Annotated in this window: 15 protein-coding genes and 1 riboswitch; of the genes, 8 read left to right on the top strand and 7 right to left on the bottom strand. The window is 49.8% G+C overall.

What is annotated here, in order from left to right:
- Positions 1 to 137 precede the first annotated feature (137 nt).
- Positions 138 to 277: riboswitch (FMN riboswitch) on the top strand.
- Positions 278 to 437: 160 nt separating this feature from the next.
- Positions 438 to 1,022 carry an ECF transporter S component gene (locus C8J48_RS11015; RefSeq protein WP_107726750.1) on the top strand — a complete coding sequence of 195 codons (585 nt, stop codon included), beginning with the start codon at positions 438 to 440 and terminating at the stop codon, positions 1,020 to 1,022.
- 55 nt (positions 1,023 to 1,077) lie between these two features.
- On the opposite strand, the gene C8J48_RS11010 is transcribed toward C8J48_RS11015, so the two are convergent.
- The 3 genes from C8J48_RS11010 to ectA are packed head-to-tail and all read right to left on the bottom strand — an operon-like array spanning position 1,078 to position 3,428.
- Positions 1,078 to 1,464 (bottom strand): ectoine synthase, encoded by a 387-nt coding sequence (locus tag C8J48_RS11010; RefSeq protein ID WP_107726748.1) that lies wholly within the window; start codon positions 1,462 to 1,464, stop codon positions 1,078 to 1,080.
- 52 nt (positions 1,465 to 1,516) lie between these two features.
- Complete coding sequence (gene ectB / locus C8J48_RS11005; protein WP_425430459.1) at positions 1,517 to 2,797, bottom strand: diaminobutyrate--2-oxoglutarate transaminase; 1,281 nt, start codon at positions 2,795 to 2,797, stop codon at positions 1,517 to 1,519.
- Between the two features lie 4 nt (positions 2,798 to 2,801).
- The gene (gene ectA, locus C8J48_RS11000; RefSeq protein WP_245891130.1) at positions 2,802 to 3,428 is read right to left on the bottom strand and encodes a diaminobutyrate acetyltransferase; all 627 of its coding nucleotides are present in this window, start codon (positions 3,426 to 3,428) and stop codon (positions 2,802 to 2,804) included.
- A 270-nt stretch (positions 3,429 to 3,698) separates the two neighbouring features.
- On the opposite strand from ectA, the gene C8J48_RS10995 reads away from it, so the two are divergent.
- Complete coding sequence (locus C8J48_RS10995; RefSeq protein WP_245891129.1) at positions 3,699 to 4,922, top strand: M20 metallopeptidase family protein; 1,224 nt, start codon at positions 3,699 to 3,701, stop codon at positions 4,920 to 4,922.
- A gap of 71 nt (positions 4,923 to 4,993) precedes the next feature.
- Positions 4,994 to 5,179: a hypothetical protein gene (locus C8J48_RS10990; RefSeq protein WP_107726744.1), complete on the top strand. Its 186-nt coding sequence runs from the start codon at positions 4,994 to 4,996 to the stop codon at positions 5,177 to 5,179.
- 139 nt (positions 5,180 to 5,318) lie between these two features.
- On the opposite strand, the gene C8J48_RS10985 is transcribed toward C8J48_RS10990, so the two are convergent.
- Complete coding sequence (locus C8J48_RS10985; protein ID WP_107726742.1) at positions 5,319 to 6,200, bottom strand: ion transporter; 882 nt, start codon at positions 6,198 to 6,200, stop codon at positions 5,319 to 5,321.
- Positions 6,201 to 6,458: 258 nt separating this feature from the next.
- Between C8J48_RS10985 and C8J48_RS10980 the strand changes: the two genes are divergently transcribed.
- From C8J48_RS10980 to C8J48_RS10965, 4 genes are all read left to right on the top strand, one after another.
- Entirely contained in the window at positions 6,459 to 6,911 is a 453-nt protein-coding gene (locus C8J48_RS10980) for a PTS sugar transporter subunit IIA (RefSeq protein ID WP_107726740.1), read from the top strand.
- Between the two features lie 158 nt (positions 6,912 to 7,069).
- Positions 7,070 to 8,560, top strand: a complete 1,491-nt coding sequence (locus tag C8J48_RS10975) for a type I restriction-modification system subunit M (RefSeq protein ID WP_107726738.1) — start codon at positions 7,070 to 7,072, stop codon at positions 8,558 to 8,560.
- Positions 8,553 to 9,842: a restriction endonuclease subunit S gene (locus C8J48_RS10970; RefSeq protein ID WP_107726736.1), complete on the top strand. Its 1,290-nt coding sequence runs from the start codon at positions 8,553 to 8,555 to the stop codon at positions 9,840 to 9,842. Before C8J48_RS10975 ends, C8J48_RS10970 begins: the two co-directional genes overlap by 8 nt.
- Positions 9,787 to 13,134: a DEAD/DEAH box helicase family protein gene (locus C8J48_RS10965; protein ID WP_107726734.1), complete on the top strand. Its 3,348-nt coding sequence runs from the start codon at positions 9,787 to 9,789 to the stop codon at positions 13,132 to 13,134. The genes C8J48_RS10970 and C8J48_RS10965 overlap by 56 nt, the downstream gene beginning before the upstream one ends.
- A gap of 139 nt (positions 13,135 to 13,273) precedes the next feature.
- Here the strand turns inward: C8J48_RS10965 and C8J48_RS10960 are convergent, their stop codons facing one another.
- On the bottom strand, positions 13,274 to 13,903 hold the full coding sequence (locus C8J48_RS10960; RefSeq protein WP_107726732.1) for a cadmium resistance transporter: 630 nt from the start codon (positions 13,901 to 13,903) through the stop codon (positions 13,274 to 13,276).
- 84 nt (positions 13,904 to 13,987) lie between these two features.
- Between C8J48_RS10960 and C8J48_RS10955 the strand changes: the two genes are divergently transcribed.
- Positions 13,988 to 14,575, top strand: a complete 588-nt coding sequence (locus tag C8J48_RS10955) for a manganese efflux pump (RefSeq protein WP_107726730.1) — start codon at positions 13,988 to 13,990, stop codon at positions 14,573 to 14,575.
- 205 nt (positions 14,576 to 14,780) lie between these two features.
- Here C8J48_RS10955 and C8J48_RS10950 read toward each other — a convergent pair whose 3' ends face one another.
- The gene (locus tag C8J48_RS10950; protein WP_107726729.1) at positions 14,781 to 15,959 is read right to left on the bottom strand and encodes an LL-diaminopimelate aminotransferase; all 1,179 of its coding nucleotides are present in this window, start codon (positions 15,957 to 15,959) and stop codon (positions 14,781 to 14,783) included.
- Positions 15,960 to 16,082: 123 nt separating this feature from the next.
- Positions 16,083 to 17,549, bottom strand: a complete 1,467-nt coding sequence (locus C8J48_RS10945) for a lipopolysaccharide biosynthesis protein (RefSeq protein ID WP_170105388.1) — start codon at positions 17,547 to 17,549, stop codon at positions 16,083 to 16,085.
- Positions 17,550 to 17,690: the final 141 nt, after the last annotated feature.

The following is a 17,690-nucleotide window of genomic DNA, read 5'->3' as shown; positions in this document are numbered from 1 at the left end:
ATGGATGTTGAATGATGATTTTTGAGTTTACCCCACACGCAAGGAATCGTTTGACATGGTGGCTAACAACGGGAAGGATTTTCGTTCGCATTGCTAAATGAAACAATTTCCGTTACAATAAGGCTAATTGGATAGCAAGTATCCTTCGGGGCAGGGTGAAATTCCCGACCGGCGGTGATGGCACAAATTGCCTCAGTCCGTGACCCGTTCCGTCAGGAGCGGTGGACCCGGTGCAATTCCGGGACCGACAGTATAGTCTGGATGGGAGAAGGATGACACGTACACGTTTGTTCGAGTGGGGAAGGTCTGTCCAATGATGGACCTCTATTTCAATCTGCACTCACATCCAAGCCCGAAGAAGGTGATCGTTCACCGCTCTTGGGGCTTTTTGCTGTACGGTTGTCATCAGAACCACATATAAAAGGGAGAGTGTTCTGGTGGCGAAACGGTTTACAACTGCCAAATTGACGATGGTATCTTTGTTGTCTTGCTTTGCTTTTTTAATGCAATATCTCGATTTTCCCCTGCCGCCGTTTCCCGCTTTTTTGCGGGTGGATTTCAGCGAAGTTCCCGCTTTGGTGGCTGGACTGCTGTTTGGCCCGTGGATGGGGGTGCTGGTGGAGTTTATCAAAAACCTGCTTCACTTTATTTTTACCGGTAGTGAGGCGGGATTGCCCATTGGTGAAATGTCTAACTTTGTAGCTGGAAGCATCTTTGTGGTGTTGACGGTCTGGATTGCCCGTCGCATTTCCGGTCTCAAAGGATTGATCAGCGGACTTATCGTTGCTACAGCTGTTATGGCAGTGGTGATGAGTATCGCCAATTACTGGGTGGTCTTACCCGCATATGCCTTTCTGATCAACTGGACGGTAGAAGGGCCGGAGAAGACGGCATTGGTTCTATATGGTATCGGTCCCTTCAATCTGATAAAAGGACTATTGATCGCACTCGTGTTCCTCCCGCTCTATCTGCGGCTGAAGCCCCGGCTGCAGCAGATGTCCGGGGTGGAACGGGTATTATGATTGGTTTAGCCAACCAAAAAAGCCCCATTACTGGGGCTTTTTTGGTTGGCTTTTATCAATCTTCTTCCAAAGGATAAGCTCCATCCTTATCATGGGTTTCATTCCCGGTTACCGGAGGATTAAAGACACACACCATGCGCATTTGTGTCTTGGCGCGGAGTTGGTGTTTTTCATGGCCATCAAGGGTGTAGAGGGAACCGGCCTTGAGTGGATATACCTTGCCGTTATCGACGGTTTCTACTTCCCCTTCCCCTTCGATGCAGTAGACCGCTTCAATGTGGTTTTTGTACCACATATCGGTGACGGTGCCCGCTTTGATAATGGTGTCGTGAAGGGAAAAGCCGCAACCGTCCTTTTTTAACAGCAGGCGTCGACTGGTCCAGGTCTCCCCGGAGACTTCTCCGTCTGTTCCTACGATTTCGTCTAGGTGGCGTACAATCATGGTATCGTTCCTTTCCGCTTCGTCTCTTATTGTATTTGTTGAGAAACCTCCATCACGCCTTTGCAGCCTTGATGCTCTCCTCCAGAATGGCGAGACCGCGATCCAATCCCTCGTCGTCAATGATGAGTGGAGGGAGTAACTTGGCCACTTCATCATCGGGGCCGGATGTTTCGATGATCAACTGGCGGGTGAAGGCCTCTTTACATACCTTACTGGCGAAGTCCGTCTCACCGAAGGCGATTCCCGCCATCAGTCCGCGTCCGCGCACTTCCGCTTCCAGCTCAGGATGATCATCTGCCATTCGTTGCAGTGCCAGTTTCACCTTCTCTCCTTTGCGTAAGGTCTCTTTGGTAAAGGTGTCTGTCTCCCAGAAGGAGAGAGCCTCAGTGGCCGCTACAAACGCCAGGTTGTGTCCGCGGAAGGTTCCGTTGTGCTCACCGGGTGCCCATTTATCAAACTCCGGCTTGATCAGGGTAAGAGCCATCGGCAGGCCATAACCGCCGATCGACTTCGACAGACAGATGATATCCGGTTCGATTCCTGCCGCTTCAAAGCTGAAGAACGGACCGGTACGCCCGCATCCCGCCTGCACATCGTCCACAATCAGTAAAATATCCCACCGGCGGCAGAGTTGCTCCACCTGCTTCAACCATTGGGAGCTGGCGACGTTTATTCCTCCTTCCCCTTGGACCGTTTCCAAGATAATGGCCGCAGGAAGGTCAATGCCGCTGCCTTTGTCTTCCAAATAACGCTCAAGCAGGGTGAGTGAATCTACAGCATCACCTAGATAATTTTCATAGGGCATAGAGACTGCGTGGTTCAAAGGAACGCCAGCTCCATGTCGCTTAAAGGAGTTAGCCGTGATGGAGAGCGCGCCTAAGGTCATGCCGTGGAAAGCGTGGGTAAAGCTGATGACCGTTTCCCGTCCGGTTACCTTGCGCGCCAGTTTTAGGGCACTTTCGACGGTGTTGGCGCCGGTGGGTCCGGGGAACATCACTTTATAATCCAGCTGTCGCGGCTGTAAAATAACCTCGTCAAAGCGTTTTAAAAACTCTTCTTTTGCTTTGGTCGCCATGTCGAGGCTGTGGACGATGTTGCCGCTCGTCAGGTAATCCACCAGTTTTTTCGTCATCGCAGGGTGATTGTGTCCGTAATTGAGCGCACCCGCTCCGGCGAAAAAGTCGATAAATTCACGTCCTTGTGTGTCCCACAGCTTATAGCCTTGCGCTTTCTCGAACACCGTCGGGAAGCTGCGGCAATAACTGCGTACCTCCGATTCCAATTGTTCAAAAACTCGCATGTCCGGGGACGCTTTTTCCGTAGTGGGTATCAAGGGTTTATAGTACCTCCTTGGTGGATTCCGTTTTATTTAGCGGACCGATACGAAAGGTCCATTCCGCTTCATGGCCATTTCCAGGAAACAACTCTTCTCCGTACCGCTTGCGGGTGCGGCAGTTGGTCTTTTTCTCCCGTGCCAAGCTGCGAAATAACGACTGCGAGGGAATGTTGGAGGGAGAGACGGTCGCTTCCAGGAAGCGGACGCCGGCACACGCTTTACGTCTGAGTACTTCGCGTAAGAGACGTTTACCCAGACCTTTTCCGCGTTGGGACTGAGCGACGCCCACCTGCCATATGAATATGGTATCAGGGGAGTCAGGCGACAAAAAAGCGGAGACAAAACCGACGATTTTGCCTTTTTCTTCGGCGATTACACAGGTATCGGAGAATAGATCGCACAACATCAGATAGCTGTATGGTGAATTAAGATCCAACGTTCCTGCTTCTTTGATCAATCGCCAGACGTCAAGTCCGTCTTCTTTGCGGGGAGCGCGGAAGCGGGTGATATCTGCCGACAGGACCGGATCTTTCGTAGAGGTGATTGAGGCGGGCGAACCCTTGGCAGGATCCGCGGGGTCTTGGACAGTCATTGTGGAATTACGGATGGAACACCACCACCAATTCAAATGATTTTTTAAATCCTGCAATTCGCTTTTTTATCGTAACGTCAATATGCGCTGTCGTCCAAAGTACTCTACTCGTGTTATTTAGCTTTAAACGCCATGAGAGAGGATGGCGAAAAAGAAGGTGGGAAATTCAGACATATACACGAGGAAGGTGCTTTTTTCGATATCGTTGAAAAAAAGCCCAGAAGAACGGACAAACGATTCAAGACTTTTCCCATGGCATGATGAAGGGTATGATGGGATTTGAAAAGTAATTTCGGTGGCGGTTTTGTGTCAGGAAGGAGCGGTGAAAAATTGCTGCGCGGAACAGGAGAAACAGCAAAGCAGGCGATGGATCTACTGCCGCAGTTGGTGGCTTGGCGTCGTCAAATTCACGCCTATCCGGAGCTTAGCTTCCGTGAATTTGAAACAGCGCGGCTGGTATCCGAGGTACTGGCTCGTATTCCCGGTATGACGGTGGAGACAGAGGTAGGAGTAACGGGTGTTGTCGGCCGACTGGGAAACGGTGACGGACCGACTGTCGCCTTACGGGCAGATATGGACGCCTTGCCGATTCAGGAAGTGACCGATCGCAGTTATCGCTCACAAAATCCGGGGGTGATGCACGCTTGCGGGCATGATGCACATATCGCCATTTTATTGGGGGTCGCTCGGATTTTGGGGGAGATGTTTGAGGGAGGGCGCTGTCCTGGAAACATCAAGTTCATCTTTCAGCCTGCGGAGGAATATACAGGGGCGGATGGCAAGAGCGGCGCGGTTCATATGGTAGAAGCGGGCGTACTAGAAGATGTGGATATGGCGTTAGCCCTTCATATGGCGCCAGAGTGGCCGGTCGGCACGATTCAGATCCATGACGGATATAGTATGGCTAGTGTAGATACCTTCCACGGGACGATTTATGGAACGGGAGGACATGGCGCTTATCCCCATCGGGGTACTGATCCGACGTTTCTGATGGTGCCGGTTTTACAGGCACTACATGGGATTGTGTCCCGTCGCGTCTCCCCGTTGCAGCCGGCGGCGGTCAGTGTAGGACAGATTCATGCGGGTACAGCCAGCAATGTGATTCCGTCTGAGGTTTTTTTGCAGGGAACCATCCGCAGTTATCATCCCCAGATACGGGAGCAGTTGATCGAAGAGGTGGAACGGGCCTTTACCCTCGCTCGACAGCTGGGGGGAGAGATTCACTTTCAAGTGGATCGGGGAGAGCCCGTCTTATACAATGAACCCCAAGTAAATCAACGGATTCTGGAAACCGTTCGCACCATCTATCCAGATTTTCATGTGGTGAAAGAACCCTTTGGCATGGCGGGAGAAGATTTTAGCTATATGACGGACAAAGTGGCAGGCGCCATGTTTTTTCTGGGGTGTGCCTTGCCGGACGGCGTTTCCCGGGAGTTGCATACACCAATTTTTGATGTGGATGAACGTTGTCTGCCAGTAGGAGCTGCCATTATGGCGGAGACGGCCATCCGTTATCTGAAAAACGGTTAAAAAGTGGACACAAACAGGCAGGCGCTTACGAATAATTGTTATGAGCGCTGATTTTAAGGCAGGGGATGGCCGTGTCCACATTCAAATTAAAAATCTTATCCTTTACAATCGCCCTCGCCCTCTTTTTCTGTCATTACTACATGGATGGAGATGGGCAGGTGGAAGCATACCACGAGGTCGATCAGAGGAAAGCGGTAAAGGAAACGATGGATACGGTCAAAAAGGTGGCACGCACCTTGTTTGATCACCGCGGATGAATACCACGATATGTACCTTTCTCAAGGGGTTCATATAAAAAGCAAGCCCGGCAATCGATCGATGCCGGGTTTGTTGTGTGTTTTTTTGTGGATCGCGACTGCTAGCTTATAGGGAGATCGGCAAGTTGCTGCACATACTTCATTCGTCTTTTTGATCAGAGCTGTTCTTTTCTTCTGGTGGTGTTTGCTGCTGTTGTGCCACCATTGTTTTTAGGGACAAAATTTCATCCCGCAAGTGACGAACCTCATCTTGCAGTTTCGCTTCCTCTCGCAGTTGCTCCAGTTCTTCCTCTTCCGCCGCTATTTTTTCCACTTTATTGACGATAACCCCAATAAACAGATTGAGGACGACAAAGGTGCCGACCAAGACAAAACTGACAAAATAGATCCACGCCCACGGTTTTTCTGCCTGGATTGGCCACATAATGCCACTGGCCCAGGATTCCAAGGTGACGATTTGAAAGAGGGAGAGGAGGGACAGATGAAGGGACCCAAAATATTGGGGAGCGACATCCCGGAATAAAATGGTACCCATGACACCAAAAATATAAAAGATAATCCCGAGCAGGATGCCGATGTTTCCAAGAGATGGAATCGTGGCCAGCAATGTTTTTACTAGACGGCGCAGGGCGGGCAGAACGGAGACCGTTCGCAATATGCGCAATACGCGCAGAATCCGCAGGACAACGACAAACTGCGCATCCGCCAACAGGTGGCTGCTCGTGATGATGAGCAGATCGAACAGATTCCAAGGATCACGGAAAAATTGGTACCACCGGCGCACCGCTATCATTTTTAGGATGATTTCCAAGGTAAAAATCCACAAGAGTAACTGATCGACTCCGTGGAACAGCGCTTGGTACGGTTGATATATGGCTGGGTAGGTTTCCAATCCCAACAGAACGGCATTGAGCAGGATCAAGCTCAGGATTGTCGTTGTAAATCGGGGATGGGATACAAACCGGTTAATCCGATCGGTGAAGGGTTGTGTGGTGGTTTCCGCTGTGTGTTGTGGTTCCAAATCGCTTCCAAATCCTCCTTTGGTAGTAATGCTCCTCTTCTATTGTAAACGAAGGATTTATCTTGAGAACCCTTGTTTTATGTGGATTAAGTTAAAACCTGCGTAAATAGCGGGAGAATGAGGGGAAGTAGTCATAGGAATGCGACTCGGCTTGACGGAAGGGGCAAATAGACGTAGGGTTTCATCTGTAGTCCGTCAATCGGTATAATAGAGAAAGTGTTTTTCTTTGAAAATGAATTGTTGAGAGGATGTTGATCGATGAAATTATCCGATCTGCTGACGGAAGATCTGATGGTGCTGGAATTGGAAGGGAAATCCCGTGATACGGTGATGGAGGAGCTTCTCTCTAAATTGGATGCTTCGGGCGTTCTTTCCGATAAAGAACAGTTTCACCGTGACTTGTACGCACGGGAGGAACACGGCAGTACCGGTATCGGCTTTGGGATTGCCATCCCCCATGGGAAATCGGTGGGTGTCTCGGAGGCGCGGGTCGCCTTCGGTCGGAGTAGCGCCGGGGTTGATTGGGACAGCATTGACGGGGAACCGGCCAAGCTGGTCTTTATGATTGCGGTACCGGCGGAACAAGCGGGAGATGAACATCTCAAAATCTTACAAGCGCTGTCGCGCAAATTGATGGATGAATCCTTCCGCCAATCGTTGTTAGAAGCAAAGAATAAGGAGTCACTTCGCGCTTTAATCGAGGAAATGTAAATCAAAATAAAACCGGGAATCGATCCAAGTCGATTCCCGGTTTTTTTGTCGGACAAAGTGTTGTCAACGAAAAGTTTACCCATTTTGGACGTACCTGATTTGGTATAATATTTTTATCCGCAATCGTTGAATTTGAAACACGAAACAGGAGGACAGCCATGATCACTGGAGAGGCCAGAAACCGTGTGGACAAGATTTGGGAGATGTTTTGGACCGGGGGGATTACCAACCCGCTGTCTGTGATTGAGCAATTTACATATCTGTTGTTTATGAAACAGCTGGATGAACGGCAAAACACGATGGAGAGAAAAGCCCGCCTAGATGATAAACCTGTGGAAGATCCGATCTTCGAATCTAATCAGGAGCACATTCGCTGGTCCCGATTTCGCAACCGGAGGGCTGAGGAAATGTTCCGAATCGTGAAGGATGAAGCATTTCCGCACATGAAGTCGCTGGGCGGGGAGAATTTTACGCGCCACCTAGAGAGCGCCGTGTTCATTATTCCTACCTCTCAGTTGCTGCAACGGGTGGTGACAGCGATCGATCAGATACTGGCGGAGCTCCCGGCGCAGAACAAGGATACAATGGGGGATTTGTACGAGTATCTGCTGTCCAAAATTTCTACATCCGGAACCAACGGCCAATTCCGTACGCCACGTCATATTATCCGCATGATGGTGGAATTGATGAAACCCACTCCGCAGGACATCATCGCCGATCCTGCCGCAGGTACGGCCGGTTTTTTGGTGGAGTCCGCTCATTATATCTATGATCGTTACCAGGAAGAGCTGTTTATCCGAGCCGAGGGACGTGAACGACGAGAACACTTCAACAAAACGATGTTTTACGGCTTTGACACCGACCAGACGATGCTTCGGATCGCTTCCATGAACCTGATGATGCATGGGATCGAAGACCCGAATATCCTCTATCGCGATTCGTTGTCCAAAGAGAATGAGGAAGAGGAGAAATATACGCTGGTGCTGGCCAATCCGCCGTTTAAAGGTTCCCTCGACCAAAGCGGGGTAGCGGATAACCTGCTGAAAAAGGTAAAGACAAAGAAGACGGAGCTCCTATTCCTCGCTTTGATGCTTCGACTGCTGAAAACGGGTGGGCGCTGTGCGGTGATTGTTCCGGACGGAGTGCTGTTCGGCTCATCAAAAGCCCATATGGACATCCGCAAGGAAGTCGTAGACAATCACAAGCTGGAAGCGGTTATTTCTATGCCCTCCGGTGTGTTTAAGCCGTATGCAGGGGTTTCCACTGCCGTCCTGATTTTCACTAAGACGGGAATCGGAGGAACCGATCGGGTCTGGTTTTATGATATGCAGGCCGACGGCTACTCACTGGACGATAACCGGCGCCCACTCGACCACAACAAGCATGAGGAGAACAACATCCCGGACATCATCACTCGCTTCCACAACCTGGAGGCGGAAAAATCCCGCGCTCGCACCGAGCAGTCGTTTCTAGTGGTGGCCGATGAGATCCGGGCAAACAAGTACGATCTGTCGATCAACCGATACAAAGAGCAAGTATACGAAGAGATCGAGTACGCCCCGCCGAAGGAGATTTTAGGGGAGATCGCGCAGCTGGAAGAGGAGATTCAGCAGGGAATGAAGCGGTTGGAGGTACTGATTTATGATTAAAACAGTTTATACTTGGGCGAGACTTATCGATATAGCAGCAAACAAGAAAAATGCTATTGTTGATGGGCCATTTGGTTCTAGTTTAAAAGTATCTGACTATGTAGATAGTGGTATCCCTGTGCTACAGGGAAAGAATATAACAAGCAACAAATTTGCATGGGATTATATACGTTTTATATCCAAAGAAAAGGCTGAAGAATTAAAACGAAGCAAGGTAATTGTTGGAGACATTTTGGTGGTGAAAATTGGGTCTGTAGGTTATTCTGCAGAAATTACCGATCTTAATGGATATCCATTTGCTATTATTCCTGCAAACTTAGCAAAGGTAACGGTCGATGAAACAAAGGTATCAAAAAAGTACTTATTACACTGGTTGAACTCTCCAATTATGACAAATCATCTTAAAAGTATAGCGTCTAAAACAGCTCAGCCAGCTTTGAGTCTTTCCAAAATCAAAGAAATACCAATCCCCCTCCCCCCTCTCCACATCCAAAAGCAAATCGTCCAGGTACTGGATGAGGCGGATGCGCTGATCCAGAAGCGGAAACAGGCTATTGCCAAGCTGGATGAGTTGGTACAGTCCGTGTTTTTGGAGATGTTTGGGGATCCTGTTAAAAACCATTTCAGATGGCATTTAGTCGAATTTAAGGAACTTGGGGCATGGAAGAGCGGAGGAACACCGAGTCGAAAACAAAACCACTTTTTCAAGGGTGATATCGATTGGTATACCGCTGGCGAATTAAATGAAATGTTTTTAAAAGGCTCAAAAGAAAAAATCAGTCTTGAGGCAATAAATCATAGTTCTGCAAAGTTATTTGAACCAGGTTCATTACTTATAGGTATGTATGATACAGCAGCGTTTAAACTTGGTATTTTGGAAAAAGTATCTTCAGCGAATCAAGCTTGTGCAAATCTGACCCCTGATACAAGTTTGTTAAATGTGATATGGGCCTATACAAACTTTAAAATAATGAGACCTTATTATTTGTCTCAACGACGAGGGGTACGTCAGAAAAACTTGACTCTAGGGATGATTCAATCATTCAAAACTCCTCTTCCTCCGATTCATCTTCAAAATCAGTATGCAAAGCTTTTGATGGAGATCCAATCTCAAAAATCCCTTAAGCAAAAACAACTCGACAAACTCGAAGAAAACTTCCAATCCCTCCTGCAGCGCGCGTATAGAGGGGAGCTTTCATTTTCAACAGATCAGGAGGGTGACGGGGATGCCGCTCAACGTGGAATTTCTGGCGAAGTTTCCGCAGTGGAAGTCGGTTCATGAGGCCGCCGTCGAAGCTGAATCCAATGTTTATGTGAAGCCGCGTACGTCGCTATTTTACAGCCGGGTGACGCTGGAGCGGGTGGTGAAGTGGTTGTATAAAAACGACGATTACCTCCGCTATCCGCCCAAGGAAAAGCCGATGCTAGGCGATCTGATCCATGAGCGCACCTTTCGGGAAAATTTGTCGCCTGGGATGTTTGGGCCATTGAAGGTGATCGTGAAACTGGGGAACCTGGCTGTACATGAAGATACGCCGATCCCAGTGAAAGATGCGCGGCTCACCTTCGATCATCTTTTTCTGTTCCTCAGCTGGCTGGCCCGCTACTATGCACAGCCTCCGGTGAAGAACCTTAAGCTGGATGAGTCGCTGATCCCTCGGACGGGTGCGGCGCCGCTGCCGGAGTCGAGGGAAGAGCTAGTCAAACTGGAGAAGCAGATCGCCGAAAAAGATACTAAGTTGCTGGAGATTACCGAGGAGAACCGGCGGCTCCGGGAACAGCTGCGTGCCAAGGAGAAAGAACGGGCGCTAAAGCCGAAGGTAGAGATATTACCAGAGAACGAGGCACGCACGCGCCAACTTCTGATCGACGTCATGCTGCGGGAGGCCCGCTGGGACCCCGAGAGGGAAAACGTCCAGGAATTTGCGGTGGAGGGGATGCCGAACAAAAGCGGGCAGGGTTATTGCGATTATGTGTTGTGGGGGGATGATGGTCTGCCTTTAGCCGTGATCGAAGCGAAAAGCACCGTTCGCAAGCCTGAGGAAGGCAAACAAAAGGCCGTACTATATGCCGATCTGCTGCAAAAAAAGGGCCGGCGACCGCTGATCTTCTACACCAATGGATACGAGACTTGGTTTTGGGATGATCGGGATGGCCCGCCGCGGAGGGTGGCTTCCTTCTTCCGCAAGGACGAATTGGAGTGGATTTTGCAGCGCAAGGAGACGCGGAAACCGCTGAAGGACCGAGTGATCAACATGGAGATCGCCGGGCGGCCGTACCAAACCGAGGCGATACGGCGAACGGCGGAGGCACTGGAGGCGGGGAAGCGTCACGCACTGCTGGTGATGGCTACCGGAACCGGCAAGACACGGACAGCGATTGCCCTGGTCGATTTTCTGAAACAGGCGGGTTGGGTGCGTAATGTACTCTTTCTTGCCGACCGAAGGGTGCTGGTGAATCAGGCGTCCGGAGAGTTTAAGAAGCATCTGCCCAATGAGACGGTATGCAACCTATTGGAAGAGAAGGGGGACACTTCGGCGCGGCTTTATTTCTCCACCTACCAGACCATGCTGAATCTGGTGGAACCGCGGCCGGGTGATCCGATTCCGTTTGGGTCGGGGCACTTCGACTTGATCATTATTGATGAGGCACACCGCTCCATCTACAATGAATTCGGCCTGATTTTCCAGTATTTTGACGCCCTGCTGGTCGGCCTGACAGCCACCCCCAAGGTGGAAGTGCACCGGGATACTTACAAGTTTTTCGGGTTGGAAAAAGGCGTGCCTACCTTTGCTTACGAATATGCACAGGCAGTGGCGGAAGGGTATCTGGTCCCGGTAAAGCCGGTCGAGGCTTCGCTTAAATTTCTGAAAGAGGGCATCAAGCGGGGGGAGCTCGTCAAGGATGAGCAGGGTGAATACGACACCAAGGTGAAAAACGTCACCGGAAAAGACATCGTGGAGAACTCCGCACTGAATGCTTGGGTCTTCAACTGGGATACGGTACGCAAGGCGTTGCGGCTCCTGATGGAAAAAGGCATCAAGGTGCAGGGCGGAGATGTGCTTGCCAAGACGATTATTTTTGCCCGAACACAAGAACATGCCAGGATCATTGTAGAAGTGTTTGACGAAATGTACCCACATTACCAGGGACATTTTGCTGCGGCAGTCCACAACAACGTGGATTATGTAGATCGGCTGATCGAAAAATTTAAAGACCGGGAGAAATGGCCACAGATCGCCGTGTCGGTCGACATGCTGGACACCGGGGTGGATATACCAGAAGTAGCCAATCTGGTGATGTTCCGCCCATTGGATTCATTTTCGAAATTTTGGCAGATGATCGGCCGGGGGACACGCCAGTGTGATGACCTGTTCGGTCCGAATCAGTCGAAAACACATGCACTTCTGTTCGATTTCTGCGGCAATGTGGAAAAATTCCGCTTTCAGGAAGAAACCGAGACCGGCCATAGGGTGGAGTCGATCACGGCAAAGTTGTTTAAACAACGGGTGGATCTGATCCGTGCCTTGCGGGAGAAGCCGGAGCTGGAAGATTTGCGTCAATCTCTCATCCGGACGGTCACCTTGCAACTGGAGAATCTGGATGAACACCATTTCGCTGTTCGGCCTCATCTTCAGTTGGTGCTGAAATATCGGAGTCCGTACAGTTGGGCCTATATTCCGGATGAAGATCTGAAGAATCTCAACTTCTCACTGGCCAGGCTGGTGATTGACGACAGTTCCGAGGAGAAGAAACGATTTGACCTTCTAATGCTCCGACTGCAGGGAGCCAAGCTGGGAATCGGGGAGCCGAGGCAGGTAACATCCGGCTGGAACCGGCTGAAAAAAGTGGGCGAACGCCTGCTTCAAAAACAAAACATCCACGAAGTGAAAAAGCATGCGGAGCTGATTCAGCGCGTGGTTGGCGAAGGGTTTGCCGAGGCGGCGAAGATTCAGGAGCTGGAGAGAATTCGCGTAACCTTGCGGGAACTCCTTTCCCTGTTGGACCGAGTGCAGCGGGTGATTCTCTATACCGATTTCACCGATTCGCTGGGCGTAATCACCGAGGACGGAGTACTGCCCAAAACGCACGACCTCTCCCTATACCAGGAAAAGGTGAGCAAGTTTATCCGCAAGCACCAAGATCATATCGCCATTCAGAAGCTGCGTAAGAACAAATCGATCACGGCGTTGGATGTCCAAGCGTTCGAAGAGATTCTGTTTGCCGAGCAGGTGGGAACCCGGGAAGAATTTGAAGCGTTGTTCGGCGAAGGGGGTTTTTCTTTTGGTACGTTTGTGCGCAGCCTGCTGGGCTTGGAGCTGGAAGCAGCCCGTGAGGCGTTTGCTGATCTGCTCGGAAAAACGACGCTAAATGCGAATCAAATCCATTTCATCCAGCTGATCATCGATTATTTGACCAAGAACGGTACGCTAGATCCTGGACAGCTGATGGACGAACCGTTTGTGGCGTTGCACCGGGAAGGGGTTTACGGACTGTTTGACGAGGAGTTGGTAGAGGAAATCGTTCGGGTGGTGCGGTTTGTGCAGAAGCGGGCAAATGTGGATGCCGGATGAAGTTTAATCATTGTAGGTCATTTTGAACCGTTTTGTAAACGTTCCACAAATTCTTCTATTTTTCCGCTTATACACGCTTATAGTATCTGCTCCTGATGGCAAGAAACCCCCGCCTCTTAGCATTAGAGGCGGGGGAGACTTATAGATACCGGAAAAGACTAAACGTATCGTTCTCCAAGAAGATATAAAAGCCCAGTCCAACCAAAATAAAGGGAATGATCAGATGGCCGTAGCGCTGGATGACTTTGGCGATCAGGGGGTGGTGGACCAGCTTATAACCTGCATAACACCATAGTGCGATCATGCTGTAAAAAACCAGTAGGATCATCACGATCTGCCATCCGCTGTGGCTGCTGAAAAAAGGGATATATACGCCGATGTTATCGCCGCCATTGGCAAACGTAACAGCCGCCACTTGGTAAGTGTAAGGGCTGAGAAATCCGATCGAACGGTTTGTTTTTGGATGATGTAACCGTTGATTGGTTTGTTCATTTTTTGCTTTCATTTCGCGAATAAACATGCGAATGCCGAGGTAGATAGGAACTGCCCCCAACAATCCCACCCATGCCGATGGAATGATTAATGCCCCCATCGATCCGATCAGGCTGAGTGCCAATAAAAGAGAAAATCCCACCACTTGCCCCAATACGATCTGTTTGGTTTTTAGTTTAGGACTTTTCTGAGAAAACCAGGCGATCAACAAAAAGAGATCATCGATATTGGTAGCGGCAAAAAAGAGGACAGCCAACCATAAAAAGGTCATCGTCATCAATCCTCTCCACTGTTTGTTTCATCGAGTCTATTATTGGCCAATTTCCATCTAATAGGAATATGCCCTTTCTACGAACCAACGATGCAAATGGAACATACCATGCAATATACAAAAAAGAAGGGGATAACGATGGAGATCCATTCTATCATTGCTTTGGTGCTTATCTCTTTCGCTTCCAATGTGGATAACCTCGGAGTAGGAGTGGCTTATGGATTAAGAGGCCGCGTCATCCCACCAGCCGCTTTAGGGATCATCGGGCTGATCGGAGGTGTAATTGCCGGAATTGCCGCCGAAGGCGGGATGTGGCTCAAACAGTGGTTTCCGCTGTACCTTAGTGATTGGATTGCCGGTGGAATCTTGGTCCTGATCGGACTTTACGCCTGGGTCTCCTCGCACAAGCGGGCGACGTATTATCATACCTTGGTTGATAAAGAGTGGTGGTTTCTCGCTATCGGATTATCCATCAATAATTTTGCGATGGGCTTAAGCGGCGGATTGCTCGGATTTCATTCCGTAATTTTTGGTCTCTGTATGGGAGTGGTAAGTAGCTTAATGTTATGGCTGGGTGATCGTCTCGGCCAAAGTCTCGGTTTAAAATTGGCCCATCCATGGGTGAATCAAGCGGGAGCACTATTGCTTATCTTGATTGGGGTTATGCAGTTGTTTTAGTAGGTCTGATCGAAATCTCACCCTATCTTTATGCAGAAAAAATGGTTCGGGTACAACGTTGATCGGGATGAAAAAAAGACCGGCCGATGAGGCGGTCTTTTTTGGCCTTTCAATTGTAAAATAGGGGATCACTGCCTTTGAAAGATTATGACCAGTCCATTCGCGATCACGGGGAAAGTAGGGCGCCGCTGGTCGAAGTTTCATCTTATCGTATATGAGCGGTCTTTAGAAATGTACAAATGCGCTTCGCAGCTTCGCGCAGGGTCTCTTCCGTTTGTACCAACGTGATACGGACATAGCCTTCCCCTTCCCGTCCAAAGGCATTGCCGGGAGTGACGATAACGCCGGTTTGTTCCATTAAACGGAAGGTAAAATCAACGGAGCTCCAACCTGGGGGGAGGGGAGCCCATACATACATCGTCGCAGGCGGTTTGGTGATGTTCCATCCCGCATCTGCCAACGCTGTCACCAAGGCATCACGGCGGGATTGGTAACGTGCTCGTTGTTGCGCGATAAACGAGCTTCCATCGATTAGTATTTTTTCCGCTGCCTTTTGAATGGGGAGAAAGATGCCGTACTGTGTATGAGACATCATGGTCGCCATAATCTTGATTACATGGGCATTGCCTGCCATATAACCGATGCGGCAGCCCGCCATGTTAAAGGTTTTGGACAAGGAGTTAAATTCGACTGCCACCTCTTTGGCACCAGGGACGGATAAGAGGCTTACCGCTTGTTTGCCGTCAAACACCAACTCAGAATACGTAAAATCCTGTACCAACAAGATGTTGTGGCGACGGGCGAATCGGACCGCTTCTTCTAAAAATGTTTGATCGGCAGTCGCTGTAACCGGGTTGGCAGGATAATTGAGCACCATCATCTTGGCGCGATCTGCGATTTCAGTTGGGATTTCATCCAATCGGGGGAGGAATCCATTTTCTTTTCGCAGCGGCATCGCATAAGGCTCGCCACCAGCGATATGGACCCCCACTTCAAAGATGGGATATCCGGGATCGGGAACTAAGACAATATCACCGGGATTGATCAGTGCGGTCGCCAAATGGGCCAGCCCATCCTGGGATCCAATCAGTTGTAATACTTCGGTATCAAGGTTGAGGGAAACCCCGTGTCGTTCGCGATAAAAGGTTGCTACGGCTTGATTAAATGAAGGGAGGGCACCCATCGTATACCCATAGGCATCATCGCGGGCGGAATAATGTTGGATAATCTCCTTGACGAAGTCAGGCGGCGGTTGATCCGGACTGCCGACGCTCAGATCAATCAAAGCATGCCCCTGAGCCGCCAGTCCCCGCTTTTTGTCCAACAGATCGTGAAACACGCCCCGTCGTAAGCGTTGAATATGGTTGGATGCGGTTATTTTCATAGAATAGCCTCCCCGTCTGTGAGAGATTATTCATACCTTATCACGATCGCGTCGGTGCCGTCTACTGAGGCGAGCGGTAATGCTTGTCGTGGTGAATAGACTGGTCGCCGCTGTTTTTCATGATCACATCCCCCGCCGAACAAACTGAGGTAGGCGATGAAGAAAGAAAGGGACTGTTTTCCACTGTAGGACACCGGTCATAAACACGGCGATCACCATGATGGTGAAAGAGAGCGGACCCAACAGCCACCAATGCTCCCATTCCTGTAACTGTCCCAAGGTGAGGAGGGAGTAACAACCGATACAGATCGATAGATACCACAGCAATGAGGGCATACGAAAATTGACCAGGTACATGCGCTGTGCTTTGCGATAAATGGAGAGGACGGCAAAGCCATAAGCAACACCAGTCATAATCGTCGGTGCCCACAACCCCCACCAGGGAATTAGCAGGATGGTTCCGGTGACGAAAAGACATGCAGCCATCATAAACGTGTAAGAGATTGCTTTTGTCCGTTTGTGGATCAATAAGCCAACTCCGACGATACCCGTCATTCCATTTAGAATGGTACCAAGGGCCAGCAGCCACACATAGGGATAAGCAGAAAGATATTCGGCGTCACCGGTTAGGATCTGGATCACCGGTTGAATCGACCATGTGAGGGCCAGCAGGAAAAAGGTAGCTCCTACCAAATATCCCCGTCCCACCATACTATAGATACGGGGAGCATCCACCTGTTCTTTGATGGATAAGGCAAAAGGACGCCATGCCAGCTGAAAGGCGGAGGTAAACAGGACGATGATGCTGGCGATACGAGCCGCAGCTCCAAACAGACCCGCCGCTTCAGCGGAAATCCAATGATAAATCATGGGTCGACTAAGAGCGTTCATCACCCAGAATGCAAGCAATGCCGGCAGAAGGGGAGCACCATAACGGAGCAGGCGTTGAAGGTAGTCCCATTGGACTGAACGGGTTAACTGTTTTCGAAATAGCCACAGCAAAACCAGTGCCACTGACCACTGGCCCACGATTTGCCCGAGGAAGATACCGACCACACCCATATCGGCGATGACGACAAAGCCGATGCTCCAGAGAGACGAGCCGATTACATAGGCGGCGGTTCCCAGGTTAAAGGTCCATACCCGCCGCGTAAAACGGGCATAAGCTAGAATTTGGTGGATGATGATATTGGCCAGGATCATCACCATGGCATAAAGGAACAAGTGGGAGTAACCAGAGTTGTTTTGATAGAGAACAGAGGAGAGTGGGTTACTGACAAACAGAGCGGCAATCACCAAGCCCGTACCCAACATCACTGGAAAGAGAAGTGCGGCTGTAAAGTACCGTTTTCGTTCCACCTCCTCTTTGTCGTCAAAATGATAAAACGCGAGAGCGCTATCGGTTCCCAGGATACAGAGGTAGGTTAACACCATGGCGATACTGTTGGTCATATCCCAGTCACCGTATTGGGCGGTGTCAAGGGAGCGAGCAAAGACAGGGAAAAGCAGCATCCCCACCAATTTATTTCCCATCAGGGCGATAGAAAAAGCGAATGAATCCGACAGGAGCTGCTTTAACTTACCCAGCATCCAATCCCTCCCTTCATGGCTGAAGGTTTTTTCCATTATATCGATGAAGCGTGTGCACTTACCATAATGAGAAGGATCTAGGTTTCGGAGGAAGAGAGTGTATAGAAATAGGGTGAAATGATGATCGAGGAGTATTCAGTT

The sequence above is a fragment of the Desmospora activa DSM 45169 genome (genome assembly GCF_003046315.1).
Classification (GTDB): Bacteria; Bacillota; Bacilli; order Thermoactinomycetales; family DSM-45169; genus Desmospora; species Desmospora activa.
This window is presented reverse-complemented; position numbering and strand designations above follow the sequence as displayed.

What these genes read in the sequence shown, in the direction of transcription:
- C8J48_RS11010 (WP_107726748.1), bottom strand. Translation starts at nt 1,464, where the DNA reads ATGATTGTACGCCACCTAGACGAAATCGTAGGAACAGACGGAGAAGTC.
- C8J48_RS10980 (WP_107726740.1), top strand. Translation starts at nt 6,459, where the DNA reads ATGAAATTATCCGATCTGCTGACGGAAGATCTGATGGTGCTGGAATTG.
- C8J48_RS10975 (WP_107726738.1), top strand. Translation starts at nt 7,070, where the DNA reads ATGATCACTGGAGAGGCCAGAAACCGTGTGGACAAGATTTGGGAGATG.
- C8J48_RS10970 (WP_107726736.1), top strand. Translation starts at nt 8,553, where the DNA reads ATGATTAAAACAGTTTATACTTGGGCGAGACTTATCGATATAGCAGCA.
- C8J48_RS10965 (WP_107726734.1), top strand. Translation starts at nt 9,787, where the DNA reads ATGCCGCTCAACGTGGAATTTCTGGCGAAGTTTCCGCAGTGGAAGTCG.
- C8J48_RS10960 (WP_107726732.1), bottom strand. Translation starts at nt 13,903, where the DNA reads ATGACGATGACCTTTTTATGGTTGGCTGTCCTCTTTTTTGCCGCTACC.
- C8J48_RS10955 (WP_107726730.1), top strand. Translation starts at nt 13,988, where the DNA reads ATGCAAATGGAACATACCATGCAATATACAAAAAAGAAGGGGATAACG.
- C8J48_RS10950 (WP_107726729.1), bottom strand. Translation starts at nt 15,959, where the DNA reads ATGAAAATAACCGCATCCAACCATATTCAACGCTTACGACGGGGCGTG.
- C8J48_RS10945 (WP_170105388.1), bottom strand. Translation starts at nt 17,549, where the DNA reads ATGCTGGGTAAGTTAAAGCAGCTCCTGTCGGATTCATTCGCTTTTTCT.